This window comes from Methylobacterium sp. E-046 (assembly GCF_022829625.1).
Classification (GTDB): Bacteria; Pseudomonadota; Alphaproteobacteria; order Rhizobiales; family Beijerinckiaceae; genus Methylobacterium; species Methylobacterium longum.
The window spans coordinates 213,018-238,344 of the sequence record NZ_JAKSYP010000090.1; the positions used below are offsets into that span (position 1 = coordinate 213,018).

A 25,327-nucleotide genomic window follows, 5' to 3' on the forward strand; every position below is an offset into this window, starting at 1 on the left:
CATCCCCATCGCCGGGTCGCGATTGACGGGCCGGTCCCGATCCCCGACAAGGCGGTCCCTTCCGCTCGGAGACAACGGCGGCCCGTCCGGGCTCCTCCGCGCCGCCTCGCCCGATGCTGTTCAACTCCTTCGTCTTCCTCCTCGCCTTCCTGCCGGCCGCCCTGATCCTGCACGGGCTGGTCGCGCGCGCCGCGCCCGCGTGGCGCCTGCCGCTCCTCGTCGGCCTGTCCTTCGTGTTCTACGGCTGGTGGGACGTGCGTTTCGTGCCGCTGCTCGCCGGCTCGATCGTGGCGAACTGGTGCGTGGCCCGCGCCTATCGCCGGTGGCCCGGCCGCTGGCTGATCCCGGCGGCGATCGCCGCCAACCTCGGGCTCCTCGGGCTGTTCAAGTATCTCGACTTCTTCGCCGACCTCGCCAACCTGATCCCCGGCCTGGAGGCGCCGCGCCTCGGGCTGGCCTTGCCGCTCGGCATCTCGTTCTTCACGTTCCACCACATCATGTACCTCGCCGACCTCAGGGCCGGCCGGGCGCCGAGCTTCGGGCTCGTGAAATACGCCCTCTACATCGCCTACTTCCCGCAGGTTCTCGCCGGCCCGCTCGTGCGCTGGAGCGAGATCATGCACCAGTTCGACGAGGCGCCCTACGCCCGGCCCGACGCCGCCGAGCGCTTCGCCCGCGGCTTGATGCTGCTGACGGTGGGTCTCGCCAAGAAGGTGTTCCTCGGTGATCCGCTCGCGCAATACGTGAATCCGGTGTTCCAGGCCGCCGCCGCCGGCAAGGCCGTCACGGTGGTGGAGGCCTGGCAGGCGACGCTGGGCTTCACCTTCCAGATCTACTTCGACTTTTCCGGCTACACCGACATGGCGCTGGGGATCGCGCTGCTGTTCGGCCTCGTCCTGCCGCAGAATTTCGACGTCCCCTACCGCGCCACGTCCCTGCAGGATTTCTGGCGGCGCTGGCACATGACCCTGTCGCGCTTCCTGCGCGACTACCTCTACATCCCCATGGGCGGAAACCGGCGCGGGCTGCCGCGGCAGATCGGGGCCCTCGCCGCGACCATGACCCTGGGCGGACTCTGGCACGGGGCCGGCCTGACCTTCCTGGCCTGGGGGGGGCTCCACGGGCTCGGTCTCGGCGCCGGCCTGCTGGCGCGGCGGGCCCGGATCGCGATACCCGCGCCGCTCGGGTGGCTGCTCACCAGCCTCTTCGTCGCGCTGACCTGGGTGCTGTTCCGGGCGACGAGCTTCGAGGCGGCGCTGCTGATCTTCAAGGGTCTGTTCGGACTGGCGCCGCGGGGGGTCGGCTTCAAGTGGCGCACCATCGCGGTGGCCGCCCTGGTCGCCACGGTCGGGCCGACCGCCTGGGCGGCGGTGCATCGCCTGCCGCCCAGGCGGCTCCTCGCCTTCGGATTCGCACTCCTGTTCGTGATCGTCCTCCTCAAGATCGGCGACGATGCGAATTACGAGTTCATCTACTTCCAGTTCTGAGGATGGCGGATCCCCGACTCACCCCGGACCGGGACTGGCGCGGCGACTGGCGCGGCTTCGCCCGCACCCTGCTCCTGTCGGTGGCCGGCCTGTTCGCGGGCTATCTCGCCCTCGCGGTCCCGGTCGACCCCTACGACACGGGCCGTTCGGAGCTGCTCGCCCGCGGCGCCGTGCGCCCGCAGGGTCCGCGCACCGCCTCGGCCGTCCGCGGGCGTGATCCGGCCTACACGGGCGCGGTGATCGGCAACTCGCACATCCAGCTCATCGAGCCGGCGGCGCTGAGCCGGCTCACCGGCATCCCCTTCGTCCAGCTCTCGGTTCCGGCGACGGGTCCCACGGAGCAGTTCGCGCTGCTCGGCTGGTACCTGCAGCACCACGCCCGGCCCGACGCGATCGTGCTCTCGGCCGACGCCTTCTGGTGCGCCGACGACCCGTCCTTCCCGAGCGAGCACGGGTTTCCGTACTGGCTGATCGGCGACTGGCCCGCCTATCTGCGGGGCCTGATCCGCTTCTCCGCCGCGCAGGAGACGGTCAACCGCCTGGGCTGGCTCCTGTCGCCCCGGCGCAAGACCGCCGCCGCGGACGGCTGGTGGGATTACGAGCGCAACTACCTCAGCCAGGGCTTCGGCATCGACCCCGCCAAGAAGGCGGCCCTGGAGAAGCCGGCCGGCCCCGACGCCGAGCCGCACCACGGCGGCCCGTTCCCGATCGCCGACCGGCTGCGGGCGGAGCTGGCGCGGGTCCCGGCGCGGACGCCGGTGGTGGTGGTGTTCCCGCCGGTCTACGTCCGCGCTGAGCCGCCCCCCGGCAGCCCCCGCGCGCGCGCCGAGGCCGCCTGCCGGGCGCAGGTCCGGTCGGTGCTCGCGACGCATCCCGCGAACGCCGTGGTCGACTGGCGCGACGGCCGCCCCGGGGCGGCCGATCCCGACCAGTTCTTCGACCAGACCCACTATCGATTGCCGCTCGCCCGCGCGCTCACGACTGACATTGGCGCCGCAATCGTACGATTGCGGACTCAGATGACAGAGTAAAACATCTGTACCGTGTCCTGTTTGCCGCACGCGGCCGTGCAATGACGCCCTGTTACCGGCCTCGCTCGTCTGCGCGTTGTGGCGCCCAGGCACCTCGACTATACGGCACCTCACGTTAGCGCCGCGCACCGGCCATCCCCTGGTGGGCGGCTCGAATCCAGCGAGGGTGACGCATGGCGAAGGTGACGCTGGAGGACGGCTACGTCCCGTCCGACGACGAGCCCTTCATGAATGACCGGCAGCGCGAATATTTCCGTCGCAAGCTGCTGAGCTGGAAGAACGACATCCTGCGCGAGGCGCAGGACACCCTCGTGGCGCTCCAGAGCGAGAACGAGAATCATCCCGATCTCGCCGACCGCGCCTCGTCGGAGACCGACCGGGCGATCGAGCTGCGGGCGCGGGACCGCCAGCGCAAGCTCACCGGCAAGATCGACGCGGCCCTCGCCCGGCTGGAGGACGGTTCCTACGGCTTCTGCGAGGAGACCGGCGAACCGATCTCGCTGCGCCGCCTCGACGCCCGGCCGATCGCCACCCTGTCGCTGGAGGCGCAGGAGCGGCACGAGCGGCGCGAGCGGGTCTACCGGGACGATTGAGGCCGGCCCGGGCCGGCCCCGCGGCTACTGCGTCAGCCGCAGCGCGCCGATGCTCGCCTGGATCTTCTGGAAGGCGCCGATCAGGTCGTCCGCATTGTTGGCGAGGAAGAACTGGCTCGGCGACGAGGCGCAGTTCTTCAGGAGCGTCTGGCCGGCCGCGTCGATCGGGTCGGACGCGATGCTGAAGCCGATCGTGTAGATCGAGATGTTGACCTGTCTCGCGTTGTAGCAGGCCTCTTTCGTCAGCTGATCGAGGGCGTTCCGGGCACCGTTGGCATCCGAGACGTTCTGGTACTGGGTGGGCATCCGCGCGTTCGCGCTGGTGTTGTTGGCGTTCTGGAAATAGCCGGCCGCGAAGTACAGCGAGCCGGTGGGCGCGCTCGTATTGGCCGTCCAGCTGTTCGTGCCGTCGGTCATCAGGATGATGATCTTGTTGATCGTCGTCGCGTTCGTCGTGCTGGAGGTGACGGCATAGGCCGCGGGCGCGTTCAGGCTCGAGTAGCTGCTCGAGAACACGCTCTTCGGCGAGAGCGTCCGCCAGCCCCACATGAAGCCCTCGTGGATGTTGGTCGAGCCCAGGGGCGCCATCTTGCCGATGAGGGTCTTGAGCACGCCCTGATCGTTCGTGAGCGGCTGGAGCGGCTGGGTCGTGCAACCGAAATTCGGGCCGTTGGGGATCCCGACATAGCTGCTCGAGATGGGGTTGCGCGGGCTCACGTACTTGCACGCCCGGCCGAGCGAAGCATCGTACGACAGGTTCTTATTGATCGCGCAGCTGCCGACGGTGCTGCTCGTGTCGTCGTCGATGTAGCTGTTGTACGACCAGTAGCTGCCGCTGCTGTCGGTGTAGCCGCGGTAGGTGCTGGTGGCGTCGCCCGGCTCGTCGGGGGCGAAGAGCGGCACGAAGTAGGAATCCTTGGATCCGGAGGTCGGTGCGCCGTCCTGCACGTTCAGGGGATAGGGCAGCGATTCGAGGCAGCCGCCCCAGCTCCAGCCGGAATTGACCGCCTGCAGCTTCGTGAAGATGTCGAAGCGGTTCACGAAATTCGAGCTGGCGGCCGAGAGCACGTTGGTCCAGTGGTAGGCGGATTGTCCCGCCTGATCGATCCAGGTGGCGTAGCGGTAGGTGGCCGGGTTCACCGCCACCGCCCCCGCGAACGGCACGATGGCGATGCGCGTCGCGCTCGAGAAGGCGTTGCTGCTGTAGACGTAGTTGACGAAGTTCGTCGCCGCGGTCTGGGCCGCCTGCAGCTTCGACTGGCCGCCGCTCGACGCGGCCATCGAGCCGGTGTTGTCGAGAACCAGCGCGATCTCGAAGGTCTTCGGCAGCGGCGTGGCGCATTGCGACTTGGCGCCGGGATTGATGCGCGCGGTGCCGGTGAGCTTGCCGAAGAAGGTCGTCGACACCTTGTGGGCTTTGAGGGTGATCTGGCGGGGATTGTCCGTGATGATCAGGGGATCCACCACGAGATCGGTCAGCCCCATGGCGCCGGTCATCGTCGTCTGCGCCATCGCGTTGAGGTCGGCCGTGGTCGTGGTCAGCGGCGTCTGGCACAGGAGCAGCGCGGTGGCGTCGGTGGCCGCCTGCAGCTTGGTCTCGAGGCGCGTCGCGAAGCCGTAATCGATTGCCGCGCCGGAGAGCATCAGCATCGGCATGCTGAGGACGGCGAACAGGATCGCGACGTTGCCGCGCCGGTCCCGGAACGGGCCGGGCCGGTCCTGCGGTGCGGGGCGGTCAGGGTGCCGTGCCATCGCAAGCCTTCGCGTTGGTCATCGGCATCACGACCTCGGTGTAGGTGTTGGTGCCGTAGGTCTTGCCGCCCCGGGTCGGCCAGGGGACGCTGCTGGAGAAGTTGATGGCGCTGCTGACGCCCTTGGCGAGCTTGACCAGCGCGCTGCCGATCATCGGCGTGTAGGTGATGCTGACCTCGGCCAGGACGTAGCGCATGCCGGCGGTCTGGTAGCCGAGCGGCACCGTCAGGTCGTTGGCCGCGCCGGTGATGCGGGGGATCGCGTTGGCGTTTGAGACGCTCGAACAGACCGTCGGGATGACGGTGGCGCCCTTCACGCCGACGCCCATGGCGCTCACGATGATCTTCACGTTCGCGGTGTCGAAGGGGCGCATCACCAGGGTGGCCGAGGCGACGATGTCGTTCATCACACCCGTGCTGATCGGGTTCTGCGCGTCGCCCTGGGCCGTGAGGTCGGCAACGGTACGGGCGAGCAGCGTCAGCTTGCGCCACTCGTCGATCGCGTGCGCTAGTTCGGTCATGCCGGCCCAAATCGCCAGCAGGACCGGCAGGATCACGGCGAATTCCACCATGGCCGTGCCCCGGCGGTCGCGCCGCAGCCGCCGGGCTCCGCGGGCGACGCGCCTCAGCACGGACTGGCTCCGACGATCTGATAGGGCTCGGTGCGGAACACGGCCGTCGAGGTGAGGAGGCTCGATCCGGCCCCTTCCCCGCTGGTGAATCGCCGCGTGCCCAGGCCCAGCAGGTTGAAGAAGGTCGGGAACTGCACCGCGGCGGTGACGACGACGATCGTGCCCGGCTTGGCGCAGGCGTAGTTGGTGCCGAAGCCGGTGCTCCACGTGCCCGTCGCGGCGTTGATCGGCGTCGCCGGCGCGGCGCCCGCGAAGGTGTTGGCGGTGGCGACGTCGATCTTCACGCCCTGGCAGTTGAACAGGGTCGGGATGAGGGCGTTGGGCGGACCGCACATCGTGGTCTTCAGGTTCGCGAGCAGCACGGCCGGATCGGTCTGGCCGGAATTCGCCAGCTGGAACTGGCCGGTGAAGATCGTGCGGACGGCGGTCTGGAGGGCGCGGTCGAAGTTCTGCGTGGCCCAGATCTGGAAGGCGATCTGGAACACCGCGCCGCACAGGGCGAGGAAGGGGAGCGCGACGAGGGCGAACTCCACCGCAGCCGCGCCGTCGGAGTTTCTCCGAAAACGGGCCGGGATGCAACCTGAAGTCTTGTTCTCCAACCGGAGCGATCTTGCCCAACCAATCATGCGCTTTTGCGGCTGCTGAAAACAAGCATCCAAGCAGATGTGCCGCCGAGACTTTGCAAAAGTCTTAAGCACGAGGTGCCGACGGTCTATCGGCACGCTATTTCCCGGTACAACCTCGACTTGCGCGAACGCCGCTTCGTCTCGCGGTTTGGGTTCGAAGAGTCGTGACCCTGGATCAGTGCCGGCCCCCGGCGGCCGTGCCGGCATCGCATGTCCGGACCGGTGCCCGGCGACCGTCCGATCCCAGGGTATCCGGCCTCCCCGTCATCCTGAGGCGGTCGCGCGGCGTGCCGCAAGGTCGGGCTCCCGCAAAGCCTTCGCCGGGCTCCGGGACCCGAGGATGAGGGCGGGACGGGAAAGCCGTTTCGTCCGTGGACGCCGGCCTCGCCGTCGCATCGTGTCCCCGGGTGCGGCCCTGCCGGCGTTCCGGAACCGTTGACGCGCCGTCGCTCAGCGCCACCTCGTCGGCAGCAGGCGGGGCCGGAGTGCCGAATGAGATGTTCCCGGATCGCGATCGTCGCCGGCGCGGCGCTCGCGCTCGTCGGCTGCGAGGCCCCGAAGCCGGGAGCGGCTGGTCCGCCTGGGCCGAAGGGCGAACAGGGTCCGGCGGGGCCACAGGGACCGGCGGGCCTGAACGGTGCCACCGGCGCGCGCGGCCCTGCGGGCGAGCGCGGTCCCGCCGGCCCGCCGGGCGCCGCCGGGCCGGCCATGAACGCGCAGATCCGGCTCGACGTGGCCTGCCACCGCGACGAGGAATTGATCGGTGCCTATTGCCGGGGCATGGCAGTCGTGCCCTCCGTGACCGTCACGGAGGGCGTCGCCACGGTGGGCTGCCTCGACATGACCGCCAAGGCCGCCAAGGACGCGCAGCCGGTCGCCGTCTGCATGAGGAAACCATGACACCCCGGATTCCCGCCGCCCTGCCGGCGTTCCTGCTGGTCCTGCTGGTCTCCTCGGCGTCCGGAGCGCAGCCCTTCGTGCCCGCCGAGCGCGCGGCGATCGACCTCGTCCGGGAGCGTCGCACGACCGGCTTCACGACGATCGGACGGACCCTGGCCTATGCCCAGCGGGCGACCGGCGGCGCCTTCCGGCTCGGCGGCTACAAGGTGGATTATCGCCCGGACGCGCCCTTCGCCCGGGTGCGGATCTGCTACCGTCTGGGCATCGATCCGCCGACCTGCGGGCTGGATTACCGCGTGGCCGTCAACCCGCCCCATGTCGAACCGGCCGACCGTTTCAACGGCCTGACCCGCGATCTCGAGCACGGGCCACAGGCCTTCCTGCGGGCGCTCGCCCGGGAGACGGATCTCCAGCGTCAGCCCGACATCCTGCGCAGGATCGAGGCGGCGCTCGACCCCTACAATCCGTACGACTGGCGCTGAGAACGCGGATCCGGCGGCGGGCGTGACCGCTCTGACGGCCGGTCGCCACCGGTCGTGGCCACCGGCACGCCGGAGTCGCGCCGGTCGACGCAGGTCGTCGGCCGACCACGCGGGCCGCCCGATCCGTATCCGGCAGGCGTCGACAGCCCGTCCAGGTGGCGCAAACGCTGTGGTGGCGGTACAACAGGCGGACCTGGCGACGCCGCGGGTTACAACGATTCCAGGATCCGGCCGAGCCACATTCAAATGCGTACAAACTAGGATTTTTTGCGCAGGCGCGTGCAAGCTTGACCAGAAATGTTTCCGAACTGTAGCGGACGCTTTTTACCCTGAGTTGGTTCGCGTTCGTGGCCGGTCTGAGCACAAAACCCAAGCGCAGCAGCGCGCGCGCCGTTTCAGCGGCTGTCATCCTCGCGGCCCAGACCGGCACCCTGAGCGGTCTGGGATCGAGTCCGGCGCGGGCGCAGCTTGCCGCCGACGCCACCCAGGAGGTGCAACTCGACGAGCTGTCGGTCGCGGGGACCGGCGGTCCGCGCGTCGCCGTGGACGGCTATCTCGCCCGGAACAGCGTCGGCGCGACGCGCACCGACACGCCCCTGCGCGAGGTTCCGCAGACTGTCGTGGTCGTGCCCGATCAGGTGCTCACCGACGCAGCAGCGACGCGCATCGACACGGCCCTGGACCTCGCCGGTGTCGGCCGCGCGAACAACTTCGCCGGCCTCGGCCTGAGCGAGTTCACGATCCGCGGCTTCTCCACCGGCGAGTATTTCCGCAACGGCTTCCCGATCAACCGGGGCTATCCGAACTCCCCCGACATCGTCTCGATCGAGCGGATCGAGGTCCTGAAGGGACCCTCGGCCTTCCTGTACGGCCGCAGCGATCCGGGCGGCACCTTCAACATCGTCACCAAGCAGCCGCTGGCCGAACGGACCTTCGCGTTCGGAACCCAGTACGGGAGTTTCAATCAGAAGCGCAGCACCTTCGACGCCACCGGCGCGCTCGACCAGGACGGCCACGTGCTCGCCCGCGTTACCGGCGCGGTCGAGGACAACGGCAGTTTCCGCGACTTCGTGCACGGCGATCGCTACTACGTCGCGCCGGTCATCGCTTGGAAGCCGTCGGCCGATACCACGATCACGCTCGAGGGCGAGGTGCTGAGCACCGCGACGACCTTCGACCGCGGCGTCGTGCCCATCAATGGCAACCTGCGCGCCCTGCCGCGCAACCGCTTCATCGGCGAACCCGGCATCCCGCCGGTTCGCAACGACAACGCGCTCGGCCAGCTCCGCATCGAGCACCGGCTCGATCCGGACTGGGTGGTCACCGCGGGTGCGCAGGCGCTCGGGGGCCGTCTGCTCGGCGACGGCGTGGGTGCCATGAACGTACTGGGCGACGGCCGGACCCTGCGGCGCACCTTCGAGCACCGCGACCTGAGCTGGTCCGATCTCGACCTCCAGCTCAACCTCGCGGGCAAGTTCGAGACCGGCCCGTTTCGCCACACCCTGCTGATGGGCCTCGAATACGACAGCTACCGCTACCGGGAGATCTTCAACCGCTCCAACGCGAATACCAATCCGTTCGCCCTCGACCTGCTGGCACCCCGCTACGGACAGGTTGCGCTGCCGCCGCTCGGCTCGATCACGAACTTCCTGCAGAACATCCAGAGCTACGCCGGCTACATCCAGGATCAGATCGACCTCACGCCGCGTCTGCACGCGCTCGTCGGCGTGCGCGTCGAGGATCTCGGCCTCGTCTCGACCGATTATCGCACCGGGCGCACCACGAGCCTGCAGGACACGGTGGCGACGCCGCGCTTCGGCCTCGTCTACGATCTCACCGACGCGGTCGCGCTCTACGGCAATTACGGGCGCTCCTTCTTCCCCAATACCGGTACGGACCGTTCGGGACGCCCCTTCGCGTTCCAGCAGGGCGAAGGCTACGAGGCCGGCGCGAAACTCAATCTGCTCGACGGCACCCTGAGCGCCACCGCGGCCGTGTTCGACATCCGGCGCACCAACGTCCTCACGGTCGATCCGGTGGACCCGAACTTCAGCGTCGCGGCCGGCACCGTGCGCAGCCAAGGCTTCGACCTGACAGTGGCCGGCTCTCCGGCACCCGGCTGGCGGGTGTTCGGCACCTACACGCATGTCGACGCCGCCGTCGCCCGCGACACCACGCTGCCCGTCGGGACGCGCCTCGCGAACGTCCCGGCCGACAGCTTCGCCCTGCAGAGCGTTTATGAGTTCCAGAGTGCCGGGCTGCGCGGCCTCGGCCTCGGTGGCGGCGTGACGTATGTCGGCCAGCGGGTCGCCGGGACCGCCCTATCGACGTTCAAATTGCCGGACTACACGGCGCTCAACCTGATCTCGTACTATTGGATCACGCCGGAGGTGCGGATCTACCTCAACGTCGACAACCTTCTCGACGCACACTACTACGACCGTGCCTTCCAGAACCGCTACGCCACGCCGGGCGCACCCCGCACCCTCATGGGCGGCGTCGCGGCACGGTTCTGAACGTCGAGGCCGCCGAGACGCGCGTATCCGCCCTGCCCCGCCGCCCGGACGGGCCCTGGCTGCGATCCACCCGGGCGGCCCGCACCCGGTCAGGCGCCGTCGGGCTCGGATCTCAGAACAGGCGCGGCCAGCCGAGCAGCCGGTCCGGCGCGAAGGGGGCGACCGGCACCTGCGGCTCCCGTCCGGTGGCGAGGTCGGCCACGATCTCGCCGGTGATCGGGCCGGTGGACAGGCCGATATGCCCGTGGCCGAAGGCGAAGAGCAGGCCGTCGTGCCGGGGCGCCCGCCCGATCACGGGCATTCCGTCCGGCGTGGAGGGGCGCGACCCGAGCCAGGGCTCGTTGTCGAGGGGGCCGCCGAGGCGCAGGGTCCCGGCCGCCTCGCGGGAGGCCGCCTCGATCTGGGTGTGGTCGGGGGCGGCGTGGCGGGCGTTGAGCTCCACGCCGGACAGGACCCGGACCCGGTGATCGCCCATCGGCGACAGGATCGATCCGGCGCCGGTGTCGAGCACCGGCCGGGTCAGCGGCGGACTCTCCGGGTGGAGGGCGTAGTGGCGATGGTAGCCGCGCTCCGCCGCCACGGCGAACCGGTATCCCAGGGTCCGGGCGATGGCCCCCGAGGCGGCCCCTGCCGCCAGCACGACCTGCCTCGCGCGGACCGACCCGGTCTCGTGGGCCACGCGCCAGCCGCCGGCCTCCGGCGTCAGGCGCTCGACGCTGCCCCGCCTCTGCCGTCCGCCGATCCCGGCGAACAGGGCCTCGCAGGCCTCGATCAGCCGGCCCGGCTCCCGCACCGATCCGGTCTCGGTCAGCAGCATCGCCCGGGCGAAGGGGCGCACCAGGGCCGGTTCGAGGTCGCGCAGGCCCGCGGCGTCGAGGATCTCGAAGGCCACGCGATGGTGGCTCAGGATCTCGCGCTCCAGCGCGGCGGCCTCGAATGCCGCCTGCGTCCGGTACGTCTTGAGCCAGCCGGTCTGCTGCAACCTCTCGTTGGTGCCGGCCCGAGCGGCCAGCCGCTCATGGGCCGGGTAGGCGGCGCTGGTCAGCGGCAGCAGCGCGGCGGCGGCCCGCCGCCATCGGGATGTACGCGCGGCCGCGAGAAAATGCGTCGCGTACGGCAGGATGCGCGGGAGATGCGCATGGTGCAGCCGCAGCCCCCGATCGGCATTGCGCAGATAGGCTGGCAGCTTGCCCCAGAGCGCCGGGCTCGCCATCGGGAGGATCGAGCCCCGGCTGACCACGCCGGCATTGCCGTAGGAGGTCCGGGCCCGCGCCTCGCCGGGATCGCACAGGACGACGTCGAGGCCGCGGTCCCTTAGCGCGATGGCGCTGGCGAGCCCGACCATGCCGCCGCCGATCACCACGATGTCGGCCGTCTCCTCCGCCGCCATGCCGCCCCATTCCCAATCGCGCTGAGCGGTGCCTTCTGACGGGTTTTCGCGGCCCGGGATAGCGTGCCCGGGCCCGGTCGGCCCGATGTGGGTGCCTGCGAAGACCCGCGCACATTCGCCCGAAGATCGGCTAAGAGCGCTGCATGACCCTCGTCCGCTTCGCCCCGTCGCCGACCGGCTACCTCCACATCGGCAATGCCCGGCCCGCCCTGCTCAACGCCCTGTTCGCCCGCCGGACCGGAGGGCGATTCCTTCTGCGCCTCGACGACACCGACGCCGAGCGCTCCACCGAGGTCTTCGCCGACGCCATCCGGGAGGATCTCGCGTGGCTCGGCATCGAGCCCGACCTGTTCGCCCGGCAGAGCGCCCGCAAGGCCCAGCACGATGCGGCTGCGGACCGCCTGCGCGCGGCGGGCCGGCTCTATCCCTGCTACGAGACGTCGGAGGAGCTGGAGCGCCGCCGCAAGCGCCAGCTCGGGCGCGGTCAGCCGCCGATCTATGACCGCGCGGCGCTCAATCTCACCGCCGAGGAGCGCGCCGCGCTGGAGGCCGAGGGCCGCCGGCCGCATTGGCGCTTCCTGCTGGAGGCGCGGAACGTGAGCTGGGACGACCTCGTCCGCGGCCCGGCCCACGTCGATTGCGCGTCGCTGTCGGACCCGGTGCTGATCCGTGCCGATGGCAGCTATCTCTACACGCTGCCCTCAGTGGTCGATGACGCCGATCTCGGCGTCACCCACGTGATCCGCGGCGAGGACCACGTCACCAACACCGGCGTCCAAGTCCAGATCTTCGAGGCCCTGGAGGCCGCTGTACCGGTCTTCGGCCACCACAACCTGCTGACCACCGCCGACGGCGAGGGGTTGTCGAAGCGTCTCGGGCACCTCTCGCTCCGCGGATTGCGCGAGGCCGGCTACGAGCCCGCCGCCGTGCGCTCGCTGGCGGTGCTCACCGGTTCGGCCGAGGCCGTAAGGGCGGTGCCCGACCTCGATGCGCTGGCCGAGTTGGTCGACCTCGGCGAGATCTCCCGCGCACCGGCCCGCTTCGACCCCGCGGAGCTCGACGGCCTCAACGCCCGCCTCGTCCACGCCATGCCGTACGCCGAGGTCGCCCGCCGCCTCGCCGATCTCGGGATCCCGCCGGATCGCGCGGAGGCGTTCTGGATGGCGGTACGGCCCAATCTCGGTCGAGTCTCGGAAGCCGCTGATTGGTGGCGGGTCACCGTGGGACCGGTGGAACCCGTCATCACGGAACCGGCCGTCATCGAGGCTGCGCGAGAGAGTTTGCCGATCGAGCCGTTCGGCCCGGAGACCTGGAAGGCATGGACCACGGAGGTCCGGGCGCGCACCGGCGCCAAGGGCCGTGGCCTGTTCATGCCGCTGCGCCTCGCGCTCACCGGGCTGGAGCATGGGCCGGACCTCGCCGGTCTGCTGCCGCTCATCGGGCGGGAGCGTGCGGCGCGCCGGCTCGCTGGCGAGAGCGCCTGATCTACTCCGCCTCGGCTTCCTGCAATCGGGCCGCCAGCAACTTGTCGACGCGCCGCCCGTCGAGATCCACCACCTCGAAGCGCCAGCCGGCGATGTCGCAGGTCTCGCCGGTCTCCATCAGGTGCTGCAGCGCCGCGATGACGAGGCCGGCAGCGGTGGCGTAGTCGCGAGAGGGCGGCAGCCGCAGGCCGAGCTCGTCGGCCAGCTCGTCGGCCAGCTCGTCCGCCGGCATCGAACCGGCGATCAGCCACGATCCGTCCGGACGGCGGACTGCGTCCGCCTCCTCGGTCTCCGTGGAGACGGCGCCCGCGATGGCATCGAGGATGTCGGTGGGTGTCACGAGCCCGCCGAAGTGGCCGTATTCGTCGTGCACCAACGCCATCGGCACGGGCGCTCGGCGCAGGGCGCCGAGGGCATCGAGGGCGTCCAAGGCATCGGGCAACACAGGAACCCGGCGGATATGGGCGCGCAGATCGAGTTGCTCGCCGCGGAACAGCGGGCCGATCAGATCGCGGACCTGCAGAACCCCAATCATCGCGTCGGGACCGCCATCGGCAACCGGCAACCGGGCGTGAGGGCTCGCCAGGAGCTGCGCCCGCACGCTCCCCGGGTCGTCGGCGAGATCGATCCAGACCACGTCGGTGCGCGGTGTCATCACCGCGCGGACCAACCGGTCGCCCAACCGCAGCACCCCTGCGCTCATCGCCCGCTCGCCGCCCTCGATGACGCCTGCGGTTTCGGCCTCGGCGACGAGGCCACGGATCTCCTCCTCGGTCACTGCGCTGGCGCTCTTCGTCTCCTGGCCGATCAGCCGGAACACGGCCCGGGTCGAGGCATCGAGGAGCCAGACAGCCGGCAGCGCCACCTGGGAGACCACGCGCATGCCGGGTGCCACCGCGCAGGCGATACCCTCGGGGTTGCGCAGGGCGAAGTGCTTCGGGACGAGTTCGCCGATGATCACCGACAGGACGGTGATCAAACCGATGACGAGTCCGTAGCCGAGGGTATCGGCCCAGCCCCGCGACGGGCCGAGTTCGATCAGCACGACGGCAACCCGATCGCCCAGCGCCGCGCCCGAGAGGACGCTCGACAGGATGCCGATCAGCGAGATGCCGATCTGCGCCGTGGAGAGTAAGCGCCCCGACTGCTCGGCCAAAACCAGGGCCGCCTTCGCGCCGGCGCGGCGGTCCTCCGCGAGGGCGCGCACCCGGCTCTTGCGCGCCGATCAGGACCAGATCCGAGAGAGAAAAAACCTCGTTCAGCGCGATCAGAAGAGCGACGATGAGGAGCTCGAGCAGTCCGTTTGCAGAGCCGCAATCCCGTGGGCCGGGCTTTCTCTGTTGGGGTGGGACGCCGACATCGGAACATCGACCTGGCCGTTCAACGGCCAAGCCTTCGCGCATCGCGGCGTCAGCGCGGCCGGGACTCGATCAGGACGGAGTCGAGCAGGAAGCTACCGTCGGCCTCGATGTGGAAATACTCCATGACCTCCGTGGGCGCGGCCGCCTGCAACGCGCGGATCGCCGCAACCTGCGGGCCAGGCGTGCGCATCCGGGCGATCCAGCTCGCGAACTCCATGCGCGGGCGGCTTGCCATCAGGGCACCCGGGGTAAAGCCGGCCGCATCCAACATCGCCCGCCATTCGGATACGCGGTAATCGCGCACGTGGGACGGATCGCGCAGCAGTTCCACCGCCTGGAGATGCGTGTCGAGGAGCGGATCCTCGGCCGAGACGATGTCGCAGACCACGAGGAGACCGTCCGTCTTCAGGACCCTGCGGGCCTCCGTCAGGGCCCTCGGGACCTCGCGCCAATGATGCGCGCTGTAGCGAGTCAGAACCGCATCGAAGGTCGCTCCCGGAAAGGGGAGCGATTCCGCGGAGCCCTGCCGGGTCTCGATGCGATCAAGCCCGCGGCGGCCAGCCTCGGCGACGACGGCCGACAGCATCGCCTCGGACAGGTCGTACGCCGTCACGGTCGCCCCCGCCGCCGCGGCCGCGAAGGCCACGTGGCCGCCGCCGCAGCCGAGATCGAGCACGCGCGCTCCCGGTATGCCGCGAACGAGCGCGCCGATCCGGTCGAGATCGGTGCCCGCCGCGTGGACTGCGCTCGCCACGTAGGCCGCGGCCTGCGTCCCGAACTGGTCGACGACGTGACGGGCGTGACTACGCTCGTTCATGCGGAAGTCCCCGGTTCCAGAGCCAGCGGCGCGAGGCGGGACAGCCGCAGGGCGATCATCAGGGCGAGACCGTACAGGCTGCCCACGAACAGCACCACACCGGTCCAGCCGGAATGCGCGAAGAACCAGCCGCCGGCCGTGCCGAGAACCGACGAGCCGAGATAATACAGGCAGAGATAGATCGAGGAGGCCTGCGCCCGGTGCCGCAGGGCCCGACGCCCGACCCAGCTGCTTGCCACGGAGTGTGCCCCGAAGAAGCCGACCGTGGTCACAACGACCCCGCCGACGATCAGCACGAGATTGTTCGACAGGGTCATCAGGATTCCGGCCAGCGCCAGGCTCGTGGCAAGCCACAGGACCCGCCGCCGGCCCAGGCGGCTCGCCAGTTCTCCGGTCACCGGGCTGCTTACCATCCCGGCGAGGTAGACCGAGAAGATCAGCCCGATGACGGTCTGGCTCAGCGAGAAGGGCGGGTCGAGCAGGCGGAAGCCGATGTAGTTGTAGAGGCAGACGAAGCCGCCCATCAGCAGGAACGCCACGGCGAACAGCCAGGGCAGGCCGGCGTCGCGAAAATGGTGGCCGAAGCTGCCCGGCACCTCCCGCCAGGCCATGCGCCGCGGCACGAAGTTGCGCGCGGGTGGCAGCCAGCGCCAGAACGCGGTGGCCGCCGTCAGCGCCAGAACGCCGATGGTGGCGAGGCCGATCCGCCAGCCGAGGTGGTCGGCCATCACACCGCTGATCAGGCGCCCCGACATGCCGCCAAGGGCGTTGCCGCCCACGAGCAGCCCCATGGACAACCCGATGGCCCGCGAGTCCATCTCCTCGGCAAGGTAGGCCATGGCCACCGCGGGCAGGCCGCTCGCGGTAAGCCCCGTCAGCGCCCGCAGGGCCAGGAACCCGTGCCAGCCCGGCACCAGCGCGGCCACGATGGTGAGCGCCGCCGATGCGAAGAGCGAGGCGAGCATCACCGGCTTGCGGCCCCAGACCTCGGAGAGCGGGCTCACGACGAGCAGCGCGACGGCCAGAAGTCCGCAGGGCAGCGACAGGGCCAAGCTGCTCTCGGCCGGCGAAACGCCGAAGGCATCCGCGTAGATCGGCAGAAGCGGCTGGACCGCGTAGAGGACCGCGAAGGTCGAGAACCCCGCTGCGGCGAGCGCCAGCGCCGTGCGGCGGAAGATCGGTGTGCCCGACCGGATCAGCCGCCCGTCCGCTTCGTCGTGCATCACCGTCCCGCGCCGCTGCTTTCAACCGGTGGTGAGGCGATGCGCCAGAACCGTCAAGCGCCGTGCAGGCCATGCCTGCACGGCGTCGACATCAGCGCGGCGGCGGTGGCGGCGGAACTGCAGGTCCCTGCCCCGGCCCCTGTCCCTGTCCCGACCCCTGCTGCAGCAGGGGCGTGATGCGCTGGACCACAACCCGGCGGTTCTCCCGCGATGGGCCCTGCGTGTTCACCTTCAGGTACTGCTCGCCGTAACCCTGGGTCGTGAGGTTACCCGGCGGCACGCGAAACTGCTCGGTGAGCACGGTCGCCACCGACTGGGCACGGCGGTCCGACAGGGACAGGTTGTCGATGTCGGAGCCGACCGCATCGGTGAAGCCCTCGATCAGGAACACCTCGCGCGGATTGTCCTGGATGGCCCGGTTCATCGCGGCGGCGATCACCGACAGCTTGGCTGCCTGATCCGGCAGCACGGTGAACGACCCGGTGTCGAAGGTGATCGTGTTGATGTCGACCGAGCGCAGACGCGCCCGGAGATCCGGGCTGTAGCGGATCTGGTCGAGCGTGTAGCGGCGGTCGACTGCGACCACCGGCGGTGCCGTCAGCGCCTCGTAGACCTCCGCTTCGTTGGCCTGGGCATAGTCCACCACGTAGCGGTCCCGCGGAATCCGGATCTCCGGGGCCGGGAGCGCCACCACGTCGTCGTAGATCGGGCGCCGCGGGCCAGCATAGCTGTTGTCGATCAGAACGATCTCGCGGCCGTCGGGGTAGCGGCTGAAGCGCCGCAGCAACCGCCCGTCATCGTCGGTGACGGTGACGATCTGCGCTCCGCCGGCCCACGCGACGGTGCTGTAGAACTCGGCGCCTCGACGCTCGTAGCGGTAGCCGCGCGGATCGAGATCGCGGAAGCGCTCGTTCTCGTCGTGCCGGATCAGGTAGCTGTCGCGATCACGGACGATGATGCGACCCGGCTCCCGGTAATAGGTCCGGCCCGCCTCGACATATTCGCGGCGGTCGCTGCGCACCTGCTCGAAATCGCGCACGTTGTCGTTCTGGCGGAAGCCGCCGGGGACGTAGCCCGGTTGGCCCGGCCGGTTGAAGGTACCCGGCCCGGGTTCGGTCTGCGGGCCCGTCCCCCCCGTCGAGGGACCCGGCGGAACGCTTCCGGGCACCGGCGTCTGCCCCGGCGCGGTCCCCTGTCCCGGCGGGACGAACGGGCGTCCCGGGAGACCGGGGGCCGTGTTGGGCGCCGCCGGCCGTCCCGGCTCCGCGCCGACCGCGCCGTTCGGCTGCGGCTGTGCGCGACCGTCGGGGCGGCCCTCCCGCGGCTGGAACGGCTGTCCGGGGACACCCGGGGCCATATTGGGCGCCGCCGGCCGGGCGGGCTGGGCGCCCGGCGCGGGATTCGGCTGCGATCGGTTGTCGAGTTGACGGTTCTCGGGTTGCGCATCCGGGCGCTGCGCCGGTCGGCCGGGCTGGCCGGGAGCCGTGTTCGGCGCCCGCGAGCGCTCGTCGGGCGTGTTCGGACCTGGATTGCCCGGGCGCTGACCGCCTGAACCCCGGTCGGGCGCGGTGTCGCGCTGCCCGGGACGGTTCGGCGCTGCGTCGGCGGCGGGGCGTTCCCGGTCCGGCGCCTGACGCTGCTGCGGTGCCGTCGGTCGCTCGGGCGCGGGCCGCAACGGCGGGGCCTCGTCACGATCCGGAGCCTGCTGCCGCTGAATCCCCGGACGCCCGGGCGCCGCACGCTCCTGAGAATCCCGATCCATCCGCTCCGGACGATCCGGCTGCTGATCGCGCCGTTGCTGAGCACGGTCCGGCTGCCGATCCTGCGGCCTCTCCTGCTGCGGCTCTCGCCGCCGCTCCTCGCGATCCGGACGATCCTGGCGATCCGGACGATCCTGGCGATCCTGAGCAGACGGACGTGACGCCGGCGGCTCGGGGCGGCGCTCGGGTGCGCGCTCTCGCGGCTGCGGCTCGGCTTGCGGCTGACGTTGGGCCGGCGGTTCTGGTCGCTCGCGCTGAGGCGCGGCACGCTCCTGCGGGGGCTCGGGCCGCTCGCGCGCCGCTGGCGGGCCGGGTCGCTCCTGCGGCGGGCGTTCCGGACGCGGGCCGCCATGCGGGGGCTCGCCGCCCCGCGGTCCGCGCTCCTCCGGTCCGCCCTGCGCGAGGAGGATCCGGTCCGCCAGGGCGCCGGCGGGCTGCATGAGCGTGAGGGCCGGGAGTACCGTGCCGGTAAGGAGGATCAGGCGGAGCAGACGCATCGCGGTCCCATGTCGGTTCAGGACGAGCCGAACCCGGAACGCGGCCTTTGGTTCCCCCTCGCGGCGGGCGCGGACTACCTCAGGGCGTCAGGCGCTGGGGTACAGCGATGACGTTCGGCGCGATAATCCGCACGGCAACGTGATCCGGCTTGGCCTCCTCGACCTTGGCCGCCCCGGCCTCGCCCCTCGCGGCGGCGTCCGCTGTCGGGCCGGCCCTGGTGTCGACTCCCGCACGGCCCGCGGCATCGGCGGCGAGTTCCGCCGCCGTGCGGTCGGCGCGGCCGACCAGGGTCAGGCGCACTTTCGGGCGGGAGAGAGCCTCGGCCTGCATCGGCGTCACGAAGATGTCGCCCTTGTGCCGGACCAGCATGCTCTCCGCCTTCACGAGCGATTGCGCCCAGGTCTTGCCCTCCGGCTTGCAGGAGCAGTTGGGGACGAATTCCTTGCGGAACTTGAAGGCGTTCGCGAGGCTGGGATAGGCGCGGCTGCCCTTCACCGAGGCCGCGTGCTTCAGGGCGTCGTCCCCGTAGGACATGGAGTAGGCCTGCGCCTCGGTTCCCGGGCACAGGGCCTGGCACATCTCGTCGGCGCCCCCGCGACCGTCGGGCAGGTTCTTCATGGGGAAGAAGCCGCCGTCGCAGGTGCGCACGCAGACCATCTGCGGACCACCCTTGGCGTGAGCTTCACCGCCCGCGGCGTAGGTTTCCCGAGCCGGGCAGGTGGAGGCGACGAGACCCTGGAGTTCGCGCTTGCGCGGCCCGCTGTCATCGATCACCGCGCCGCCATAGGTGGCCCGGAGGGCGCGGATACGCTGCTCCACGGCACCGCATTGCGGTGGCCGCGTATCGAAGAACAGGAACTTGCCCCCCTCGCAGTTCAGGCCGCGGAAATACGCTTCCAGGCGCCCGATCTCGTCGTTGAGTGCGCGCGTCGTGCTGACGCCGTTCTGGAGCGCGGCGAGTTCGGCCCGATAGCGCCGGCACTGCGGCGAGGGCGCCTGGGGCACCGGCTTCGCCTCCGCTGCCGGCGGCTCGACCGGCTGCTCCTGCGCCCCCGCGGGCACGACGAGGCTCCCGGACAATCCGAGGGCCAGCATCGCGCTCAGGATGAGGCGGCCGAACGTGCGGGCGATCGGGCGGTGAGGCATAGGCTGCTTCGCATGGAGCGGCTACGCGGTCGTCCCGAAAGGCCGGGCTTGGACGCATCCGCGCTTCGGGACCGAAGCACCGCATTTGTACGCCCCCTCGAAAGGTGGCGACACCCCTCCTACATCCCGCCGGCAAGCTTGAGGGGGAATTGGACGGCGATGTGGTTTCGGAGTCTCACCTGTGTTGGGCTCATGGCCCTCGGCATCGCGGCGGCCGGACCCGCAGCGGCTCAGGAGCCGGACCGGATCTTCGACAAGTCGACGGTCTGGCGCCCGCTCACGCCCAACGACAAGCTCGTGGTCTACGGCATCGACGATCCGGCCGTCTCCGGGGTCGCCTGCTGGTACACCCAGCCCGAGAAGGGCGGCATCAAGGGTACGCTGGGTCTGGCCGAGGACGTGTCGGACATCTCGCTGGCCTGCCGCCAGACCGGACCGGTGGCCTTCAAGGGCAAACTGAGCCAGGGCGAAGTCGTGTTCAGCGAGCGGCGTTCGCTGATCTTCAAGTCGATGCAGATCGTGCGCGGCTGCGACGCGCAGCGTAACACGTTGATCTACATGGTCTATTCCGACAGGGTCATTCAGGGTTCGCCGAAGAACTCGACCTCTGCGGTGCCGATCGCGCCCTGGGGCGCCCAGCCGGCGCCACGATGCGCCGATGCCATGAAGTAGCGGTCGTGCCGCGGCCCCGCGGCCCCGCCGCACTCAGTCCCGGCAGGTGATGCGGATCGGGCGCTCGGACGGGCTCGCGATCGGCTGGCTGATCGCTCCGGTGTACTCGTCGGCTGCGGCCACGCCGTACGAGTTGGCGGCGGCGTAGCCCTGCGCCTCGCACCACGCGTTGGCCACGACCTGGCCACAGGCGCTGTCAGGGGTCGTCAGGCACTCGCCGACGCCGTAGCCGTCGCTCGAGGGGATCAGGAAGGTCTTCTCGACGTGACTCGGTGCCTTCGCGGGCGTCTCGCCGTCGCTTCCGGCCAGGGCGGCGTGGGCCAGTCCGGCAGTGGCGAGGGCAGTGGCGAGGATGAGATAACCGGCGGCCGAGCGTCGCATAAGTTGTCCTTGGGCACAGGATCTGTGGCGTGGGGCGCGTGGTCGTGACGGTCCAACGACGCGGTTAAGGAAGGCTTACCCGCATCGCGCGCTGGCCTTCTCGAAATCCTCACCCTTTTGGGTTAGCCCCATCGGGCGGGCCGCGCCGTCGCGGCGATGCAACAGGCTGCTGCGGCGGCGCGGCTGGATCCGCCACGTTTCGGCCGCTCTTCACCGCGCGAAGCCCGAGGATCGTCGCGGGCAGAGGCGGTTGCCGCCGTGATGGCGGCCTCGCGAAACGGCCGCGATGCCGGCAGGGGGAGAGGATTTTCATGGCGCCGATGTTGCGGCTCTACAACACCCTGACCGGCGCCAAGGAAGCCTTTGCGCCGATCGATCCCGACCATGTCCGGTTCTACGCCTGCGGGCCGACGGTGTACGACGCGGCCCATATCGGCAACGCCAGGCCGATCATCGTCTTCGACCTGCTGTTCCGGCTGCTGCGGCATCTCTACGGGTCGGCGCACGTCACCTACGCGCGCAACGTCACGGACGTCGACGACAAGATCAACGCGCGGGCCGCCGAGCGCGGCATCACCATTCGCGAATTGACCGACGGGACGCTGGCGCAATTCCACGGAGACGTCCGCGATCTCGGCGTGCTGTCGCCCGAGGATGTGAACCGGCCCGGCGAGCGGCCGTGCTTCATCGAGCCCCGCGCCACGGATCACATCGCCGAGATGGTGACGATGATCGACGGGCTGGTCCGCTCGGGCCATGCCTACGTGGCCGCCGATCACGTCCTGTTCGACGTGCCGTCGATGCCGGAATACGGGCAGCTCTCGAAGCGCCCCCTCGACGAGATGGAGGCCGGCGCCCGGGTCGAGGTCGCGCCCTACAAGCGCTCGCCCCTCGACTTCGTTCTGTGGAAGCCCGCCAAACCCGGCGAACCGGCGTGGCCGTCGCCGGCCGGCATCGCGGCACCCGGCCGGCCCGGCTGGCATATCGAGTGCTCGGCGATGTCGGCCAAGCACCTGGGCCAGACCTTCGATATCCACGCGGGCGGCATCGACCTGATCTTCCCGCACCACGAGAACGAGGTGGCCCAGTCGCGCTGCTGCTTCGGCACGGGCGTGATGGCCAATGTCTGGCTGCACAACGGCTTCCTCCAGGTGGAGGGAGAGAAGATGTCGAAGTCGCTGGGCAACTTCATCACCATCCGCGACGTGCTGAAGGACTGGCCGGGAGAGGTGGTACGCCTCACCATGCTCAGGACACAGTACCGGCAGCCGATCGACTGGACTCTGCGCGGACTCGAGGAATCGAGCCGCGTGCTCGAGCGCTGGTACAACGCGGCCGGCGACGAGCCCGCCGCCGGTGACGTTCCCGGCAGTGTCGTCGATGCGCTGTGCGACGACCTCAACACGCCCGCGGCGATCAACGAGTTGCACCGGTTGAGCGGCGGTCCGGAGGCGCAGCCGGGCGCGTTGCGCGCGGGCGCCAACCTCTTCGGCTTCCTGATGCGCACGCGCAGCGACCGCGAGCAGGATCAGGTCGCCGCGTCCGGCATCGACGTCCCGGCGGTCGAGGCGCTGATCGCCGAGCGCCGGGCAGCCCGCGCCGCGAAGGATTGGGCGGCCTCCGACCGGGCGCGCGACGCGCTCGCCGCGCTCGGGGTCGCCGTGAAGGACAACAAGGACGGTACGACCACCTGGACGGTGGCGCGCTGAGCGCTGCGTCCGGTCGATGCGGGCGGAGCCCTGACGACCCCCGCGTCCTCGCGTACGCTTGCACAGCGGCGGCCGACCCGCATCTGTGGTCCCCGGGCGTCCGGCGGGGGAGGAGCAGCACGTGACCATCTTCGGAACCTTCGGCGCACGGCTTCTCTGCGCCGGAGCGGCCGTCGCGCTCGGATCGGGCCTGAGCCTGCCTGCCCTCGCCCTCGACGGCGGCGCGCCCGCGGGTCGCGATGCCCTGGCGCAGGCCACCGTCGCCATCGGCACGATCACGCAGCCCGAGGAGGCGCTGAAGCTGACCCGCTGCACCGGCGTTCTGATCGCTCCGGATCTGGTACTCACGGCCGCGCATTGCGTGAACGGGGATCCGCTCGGGGCGCTGGTGGTGTTCTTCCGCGGTACCGAGCCGACGCGCCCGGTCTACGGGGCGCGGGTCGCGGCCCGGTACAGTCCCGATCCGGGAGAGATGCTGCCGAATGCGGCGCCCGGCATCAGCCTCTCCGATCTCTCCCTCGATCTTGCGGTCCTGCGCCTGACCGAGCCGGTGCGCGACCGGCGCCCGGTGCCCCTGGCTGCCGATCCCGGGCGAGTCCCGAAGAGCCTGCGGATCGCCGGGGCGGGGCTCTCGGGTCGTGCCGTCGGGCGCCTGCGCACCGCGACCCTGACGCCAGTGGCGGCCAGCAGCACAGGGTTGACGATCGCCCGCGCGAACGGTGCCCGGGTCTGCTTCGGCGATTCCGGCGGTCCGGTCGTCGCGCAGGACCGGCGCGGAACCTACGTCTGGGGCGTCGCCAGCGCCGTCATCAGCCAAGCCGCCCCCTGCGGCAACTACGTCGTGATCGCGCCCGCCGCGCAGGTCTTCTCCGGAAGCGGAACGCGCTGAGGGCTCCGGCGTCGCCGCGCGCAGCGTGGAGCAACCGGTGCCATGCGTGGACTTAGTCTCGCCGGTCCGGGTCGCTGCGCCGCGCTCACGAAAACCGGGACCACAGCGTCAGACCCTGCTCGACCGTGCAGGCCCGCCCGGTGACGATGCGGCGGCAGATCGGGGATCCACGCCAAGCGCGACCGCGGAACGGCCAGTGCCCCGGAACTGGGCGGCGGGGGGCGCGACGCTGTTCGAAGGGCCTGGAGGTCCCGGCCACGCGCGCGGTCCAGGATGATGGAATGGGTCTGCAGGGTCGGGTAAGAAGCGGCGCGTCGGTGAGTGGCGTACCCGTGAAGATCAGGCTGCGCCGGCCTCAAGCCCCGCGTCGCGCCGCCTCGATGGTCAGGCCGAGACCCACCGATCCGAACGTGTCGCCCTCCACGACCCGGGCGGCGGGCAGCGCGGCCGTCAGCGCGGAGCGCAGGTGCGGCAACCCCGTTGAGCCGCCGGTGAGGAACAGGGCGTCGATCCGCTCCGGCGCCAGCTCCGCCTGCGCGAGGCAGCGGTCGATCCGGGCGGCCACGGCGCGGGCGAGATCGCCGGTCTGATCGGAGAGAGACCCGCGGTCGACCCGCGCCGCCAGCCCGCGCTCGACGAGACCGAGGTCGAGGTCCGTCGCGCCGTCCTCGGAGGCCGCGATCTTGGCGCTCTCCACAGCGCCGGCCAGGGCGTGCCCGCGCTCGCCCTCGACCGCCGCGCGCAGCCGGCCGACGAGGTCGGGCCGCGCGCAGTCGCGGACGACCTCGTCGATCTCGCGCAGCGTCTTGGAATTGTAGAGCCGGTTGATTGCCGACCATGTGGCGAGGTCGTGAAAATAGGCGTTCGGCACCGCTAGGTCGCCGCGGCGCATCGGGCTGCCGAGGCCCAGTAATGGCATCACCGTGCCCAGGCTGAGCTGGCGGTCGAAATCGGTGCCGCCGATGCGCACGCCGTCATTGGCCAGGATGTCCCCGGCCCGGTCCGCGCGGCCGCGCCGCTCGGGGGACAGGCGCACGATCGAGAAGTCCGACGTACCGCCGCCGATATCGGCCACCAGGGCGATCTGCTCGGACCGGACCTGCCGCTCGTAGTCGAGGGCTGCGGCGATCGGCTCGTATTGGAATGAGACCTCCCGAAACCCGACGTCGCGCGCGATGGCGCGAAGCGTATCCTCGGCGCGGCGGTCGGCCTCCGGGTCTCCGTCGACGAAGTGAACCGGACGGCCATGGACCACGCTGTCGAGGCTCCGGCCACTGGCCGTCTCGGCGCGGTCCTTCACGGCGGCGAGATAGCGGGCGATGATGTCGCGCAGGCGCAGGCGCTGCCGCCCGACCGGAGTCGCCTCCTCCATGAGCGGCGTGCCCAGGACGGATTTCAGGCCGCGCATGAGACGGCCGGACAGGCCCTCGACATAGGCCGCCGTGGCGGCGCGGCCGATCACCGGCTCCCGGCCGAGCTCGAAGAAGATCGCACTGGGGATCGTCCGGTGCGCGCCTTCCAGCGGCAGCAGGATCGGACCCTCCGGGTCGGCGACCCCGAGGGTGGTGTTCGACGTGCCGAAATCGAGGCCGCAGGCCGCCATCGTGTCGTGGGTCCGGGTTTCTTCGGGAAGGGCCGTGGGCCTACAGGTCCGCAGGGATCCGGTCCAGGCCGCTGGAGCGGAGCGCGGGGCTCCGCGACGGGGGTTGACGGCTCACGCCACAGCCTCATCGCCGCGCCCCGGCGTTCCGGGCCGTCATCGCGGCGGCGCAACCGAATCGGGGCCTGGAGCCGCCGACGCGGCAGATCGCGCAGCCGCCCCCCGGTTCGGATCGCTCGCATCCGGCGAGACCCTTGGGTTACAGCCAGGCCGCGGCGCTCGGTGTCGGTTCGCGAGTCCGGACTGCAGGCTCGACCTGCGGGAAGCGTGGACAGCGCCTCCGTGAGCCGCCCGGAGGCGCGCGGCCGTGCTATGAGGC

General features: G+C 70.6%; 22 protein-coding genes and 1 pseudogene. 12 read left to right on the plus strand and 11 right to left on the minus strand.

Annotated elements, in window-relative coordinates:
* Positions 1-113: 113 nt before the first annotated feature.
* From MKK82_RS08295 to dksA, 3 genes are all read left to right on the plus strand, one after another.
* On the plus strand, positions 114-1,487 hold the full coding sequence (locus MKK82_RS08295) for an MBOAT family O-acyltransferase (RefSeq protein ID WP_238284964.1): 1,374 nt from the start codon (positions 114-116) through the stop codon (positions 1,485-1,487).
* Between the two features lie 2 nt (positions 1,488-1,489).
* Positions 1,490-2,518, plus strand: a complete 1,029-nt coding sequence (locus MKK82_RS08300; protein WP_238284963.1) for a hypothetical protein — start codon at positions 1,490-1,492, stop codon at positions 2,516-2,518.
* A gap of 173 nt (positions 2,519-2,691) precedes the next feature.
* On the plus strand, positions 2,692-3,111 hold the full coding sequence (dksA, locus tag MKK82_RS08305; protein ID WP_010683819.1) for an RNA polymerase-binding protein DksA: 420 nt from the start codon (positions 2,692-2,694) through the stop codon (positions 3,109-3,111).
* Positions 3,112-3,135: 24 nt separating this feature from the next.
* Here dksA and MKK82_RS08310 read toward each other — a convergent pair whose 3' ends face one another.
* From MKK82_RS08310 to MKK82_RS08320, 3 genes are read right to left on the minus strand one after another with little or no spacing between them, the layout of a single operon-like run.
* Positions 3,136-4,863 carry a TadE/TadG family type IV pilus assembly protein gene (locus tag MKK82_RS08310; RefSeq protein WP_238284961.1) on the minus strand — a complete coding sequence of 576 codons (1,728 nt, stop codon included), beginning with the start codon at positions 4,861-4,863 and terminating at the stop codon, positions 3,136-3,138.
* Positions 4,847-5,494, minus strand: a complete 648-nt coding sequence (locus MKK82_RS08315) for a TadE/TadG family type IV pilus assembly protein (RefSeq protein ID WP_238284959.1) — start codon at positions 5,492-5,494, stop codon at positions 4,847-4,849. Before MKK82_RS08315 ends, MKK82_RS08310 begins: the two co-directional genes overlap by 17 nt.
* Complete coding sequence (locus MKK82_RS08320) at positions 5,488-6,027, minus strand: TadE/TadG family type IV pilus assembly protein (RefSeq protein WP_238284958.1); 540 nt, start codon at positions 6,025-6,027, stop codon at positions 5,488-5,490. The genes MKK82_RS08315 and MKK82_RS08320 overlap by 7 nt, the downstream gene beginning before the upstream one ends.
* Positions 6,028-6,612: 585 nt before the next feature.
* Here MKK82_RS08320 and MKK82_RS33860 point away from each other — a divergent pair.
* The 3 genes from MKK82_RS33860 (at position 6,613) to MKK82_RS08335 (ending at position 10,018) form a co-directional block, all read left to right on the plus strand.
* Positions 6,613-7,020 carry a hypothetical protein gene (locus MKK82_RS33860; RefSeq protein ID WP_279602863.1) on the plus strand — a complete coding sequence of 136 codons (408 nt, stop codon included), beginning with the start codon at positions 6,613-6,615 and terminating at the stop codon, positions 7,018-7,020.
* Entirely contained in the window at positions 7,017-7,502 is a 486-nt protein-coding gene (locus tag MKK82_RS08330) for a hypothetical protein (RefSeq protein ID WP_238284957.1), read from the plus strand. Before MKK82_RS33860 ends, MKK82_RS08330 begins: the two co-directional genes overlap by 4 nt.
* Positions 7,503-7,849: 347 nt before the next feature.
* Positions 7,850-10,018, plus strand: a complete 2,169-nt coding sequence (locus MKK82_RS08335) for a TonB-dependent siderophore receptor (RefSeq protein ID WP_238284954.1) — start codon at positions 7,850-7,852, stop codon at positions 10,016-10,018.
* Positions 10,019-10,130: 112 nt separating this feature from the next.
* On the opposite strand, the gene MKK82_RS08340 is transcribed toward MKK82_RS08335, so the two are convergent.
* Positions 10,131-11,408 (minus strand): NAD(P)/FAD-dependent oxidoreductase, encoded by a 1,278-nt coding sequence (locus MKK82_RS08340; RefSeq protein WP_238284953.1) that lies wholly within the window; start codon positions 11,406-11,408, stop codon positions 10,131-10,133.
* A 143-nt stretch (positions 11,409-11,551) separates the two neighbouring features.
* Between MKK82_RS08340 and gltX the strand changes: the two genes are divergently transcribed.
* Complete coding sequence (gene gltX, locus MKK82_RS08345; protein WP_238284952.1) at positions 11,552-12,892, plus strand: glutamate--tRNA ligase; 1,341 nt, start codon at positions 11,552-11,554, stop codon at positions 12,890-12,892.
* A gap of 1 nt (position 12,893) precedes the next feature.
* Here the strand turns inward: gltX and MKK82_RS08350 are convergent.
* The 4 genes and pseudogenes from MKK82_RS08350 to MKK82_RS34340 form a co-directional block, all read right to left on the minus strand.
* Positions 12,894-14,190, minus strand: a pseudogene (locus MKK82_RS08350) (hemolysin family protein).
* A gap of 112 nt (positions 14,191-14,302) precedes the next feature.
* Entirely contained in the window at positions 14,303-15,070 is a 768-nt protein-coding gene (locus MKK82_RS08355) for a class I SAM-dependent methyltransferase (RefSeq protein ID WP_238284951.1), read from the minus strand.
* On the minus strand, positions 15,067-16,293 hold the full coding sequence (locus MKK82_RS08360) for an MFS transporter (protein ID WP_238284950.1): 1,227 nt from the start codon (positions 16,291-16,293) through the stop codon (positions 15,067-15,069). Before MKK82_RS08360 ends, MKK82_RS08355 begins: the two co-directional genes overlap by 4 nt.
* A gap of 91 nt (positions 16,294-16,384) precedes the next feature.
* Complete coding sequence (locus tag MKK82_RS34340; protein WP_308445408.1) at positions 16,385-17,461, minus strand: OmpA family protein; 1,077 nt, start codon at positions 17,459-17,461, stop codon at positions 16,385-16,387.
* Positions 17,462-18,088: 627 nt separating this feature from the next.
* On the opposite strand from MKK82_RS34340, the gene MKK82_RS34345 reads away from it, so the two are divergent.
* Together MKK82_RS34345 and MKK82_RS34350 are read left to right on the plus strand one after the other, a co-directional pair.
* Positions 18,089-18,214, plus strand: coding sequence for a hypothetical protein (locus tag MKK82_RS34345; RefSeq protein ID WP_409566781.1), 126 nt, complete (start codon positions 18,089-18,091; stop codon positions 18,212-18,214).
* Between the two features lie 54 nt (positions 18,215-18,268).
* Positions 18,269-18,661, plus strand: a complete 393-nt coding sequence (locus MKK82_RS34350) for a hypothetical protein (RefSeq protein WP_308445406.1) — start codon at positions 18,269-18,271, stop codon at positions 18,659-18,661.
* On the opposite strand, the gene MKK82_RS08370 is transcribed toward MKK82_RS34350, so the two are convergent.
* The gene (locus tag MKK82_RS08370; protein WP_243985245.1) at positions 18,630-19,697 is read right to left on the minus strand and encodes a DUF2865 domain-containing protein; all 1,068 of its coding nucleotides are present in this window, start codon (positions 19,695-19,697) and stop codon (positions 18,630-18,632) included. The genes MKK82_RS34350 and MKK82_RS08370 overlap by 32 nt on opposite strands.
* A 159-nt stretch (positions 19,698-19,856) precedes the next feature.
* Between MKK82_RS08370 and MKK82_RS08375 the strand changes: the two genes are divergently transcribed.
* A complete protein-coding gene (locus tag MKK82_RS08375) occupies positions 19,857-20,369 on the plus strand; it encodes a CreA family protein (protein WP_238284945.1) in 513 nt (170 codons plus the stop codon).
* A gap of 33 nt (positions 20,370-20,402) precedes the next feature.
* Here MKK82_RS08375 and MKK82_RS08380 read toward each other — a convergent pair whose 3' ends face one another.
* Positions 20,403-20,750, minus strand: coding sequence for a hypothetical protein (locus MKK82_RS08380; protein WP_238284943.1), 348 nt, complete (start codon positions 20,748-20,750; stop codon positions 20,403-20,405).
* Positions 20,751-21,061: 311 nt separating this feature from the next.
* On the opposite strand from MKK82_RS08380, the gene cysS reads away from it, so the two are divergent.
* Entirely contained in the window at positions 21,062-22,459 is a 1,398-nt protein-coding gene (gene cysS, locus MKK82_RS08385) for a cysteine--tRNA ligase (protein ID WP_238284942.1), read from the plus strand.
* Between the two features lie 121 nt (positions 22,460-22,580).
* Positions 22,581-23,348: a trypsin-like serine protease gene (locus tag MKK82_RS08390; RefSeq protein WP_238284941.1), complete on the plus strand. Its 768-nt coding sequence runs from the start codon at positions 22,581-22,583 to the stop codon at positions 23,346-23,348.
* A 355-nt stretch (positions 23,349-23,703) separates the two neighbouring features.
* Here the strand turns inward: MKK82_RS08390 and MKK82_RS08395 are convergent, their stop codons facing one another.
* Positions 23,704-24,951, minus strand: coding sequence for an Hsp70 family protein (locus MKK82_RS08395; RefSeq protein WP_238284939.1), 1,248 nt, complete (start codon positions 24,949-24,951; stop codon positions 23,704-23,706).
* Between the last annotated feature and the right edge of the window lie 376 nt (positions 24,952-25,327).

What these genes read in the sequence shown, in the direction of transcription:
- MKK82_RS08375 (WP_238284945.1), top strand. Translation starts at nt 19,857, where the DNA reads ATGTGGTTTCGGAGTCTCACCTGTGTTGGGCTCATGGCCCTCGGCATC.
- MKK82_RS08300 (WP_238284963.1), top strand. Translation starts at nt 1,490, where the DNA reads ATGGCGGATCCCCGACTCACCCCGGACCGGGACTGGCGCGGCGACTGG.
- MKK82_RS08340 (WP_238284953.1), bottom strand. Translation starts at nt 11,408, where the DNA reads ATGGCGGCGGAGGAGACGGCCGACATCGTGGTGATCGGCGGCGGCATG.
- MKK82_RS08395 (WP_238284939.1), bottom strand. Translation starts at nt 24,951, where the DNA reads ATGGCGGCCTGCGGCCTCGATTTCGGCACGTCGAACACCACCCTCGGG.
- dksA (WP_010683819.1), top strand. Translation starts at nt 2,692, where the DNA reads ATGGCGAAGGTGACGCTGGAGGACGGCTACGTCCCGTCCGACGACGAG.
- cysS (WP_238284942.1), top strand. Translation starts at nt 21,062, where the DNA reads ATGGCGCCGATGTTGCGGCTCTACAACACCCTGACCGGCGCCAAGGAA.
- MKK82_RS08295 (WP_238284964.1), top strand. Translation starts at nt 114, where the DNA reads ATGCTGTTCAACTCCTTCGTCTTCCTCCTCGCCTTCCTGCCGGCCGCC.
- MKK82_RS08380 (WP_238284943.1), bottom strand. Translation starts at nt 20,750, where the DNA reads ATGCGACGCTCGGCCGCCGGTTATCTCATCCTCGCCACTGCCCTCGCC.
- MKK82_RS08370 (WP_243985245.1), bottom strand. Translation starts at nt 19,697, where the DNA reads ATGCCTCACCGCCCGATCGCCCGCACGTTCGGCCGCCTCATCCTGAGC.
- gltX (WP_238284952.1), top strand. Translation starts at nt 11,552, where the DNA reads ATGACCCTCGTCCGCTTCGCCCCGTCGCCGACCGGCTACCTCCACATC.
- MKK82_RS08330 (WP_238284957.1), top strand. Translation starts at nt 7,017, where the DNA reads ATGACACCCCGGATTCCCGCCGCCCTGCCGGCGTTCCTGCTGGTCCTG.
- MKK82_RS08310 (WP_238284961.1), bottom strand. Translation starts at nt 4,863, where the DNA reads ATGGCACGGCACCCTGACCGCCCCGCACCGCAGGACCGGCCCGGCCCG.
- MKK82_RS08355 (WP_238284951.1), bottom strand. Translation starts at nt 15,070, where the DNA reads ATGAACGAGCGTAGTCACGCCCGTCACGTCGTCGACCAGTTCGGGACG.
- MKK82_RS08360 (WP_238284950.1), bottom strand. Translation starts at nt 16,293, where the DNA reads ATGCACGACGAAGCGGACGGGCGGCTGATCCGGTCGGGCACACCGATC.
- MKK82_RS33860 (WP_279602863.1), top strand. Translation starts at nt 6,613, where the DNA reads ATGAGATGTTCCCGGATCGCGATCGTCGCCGGCGCGGCGCTCGCGCTC.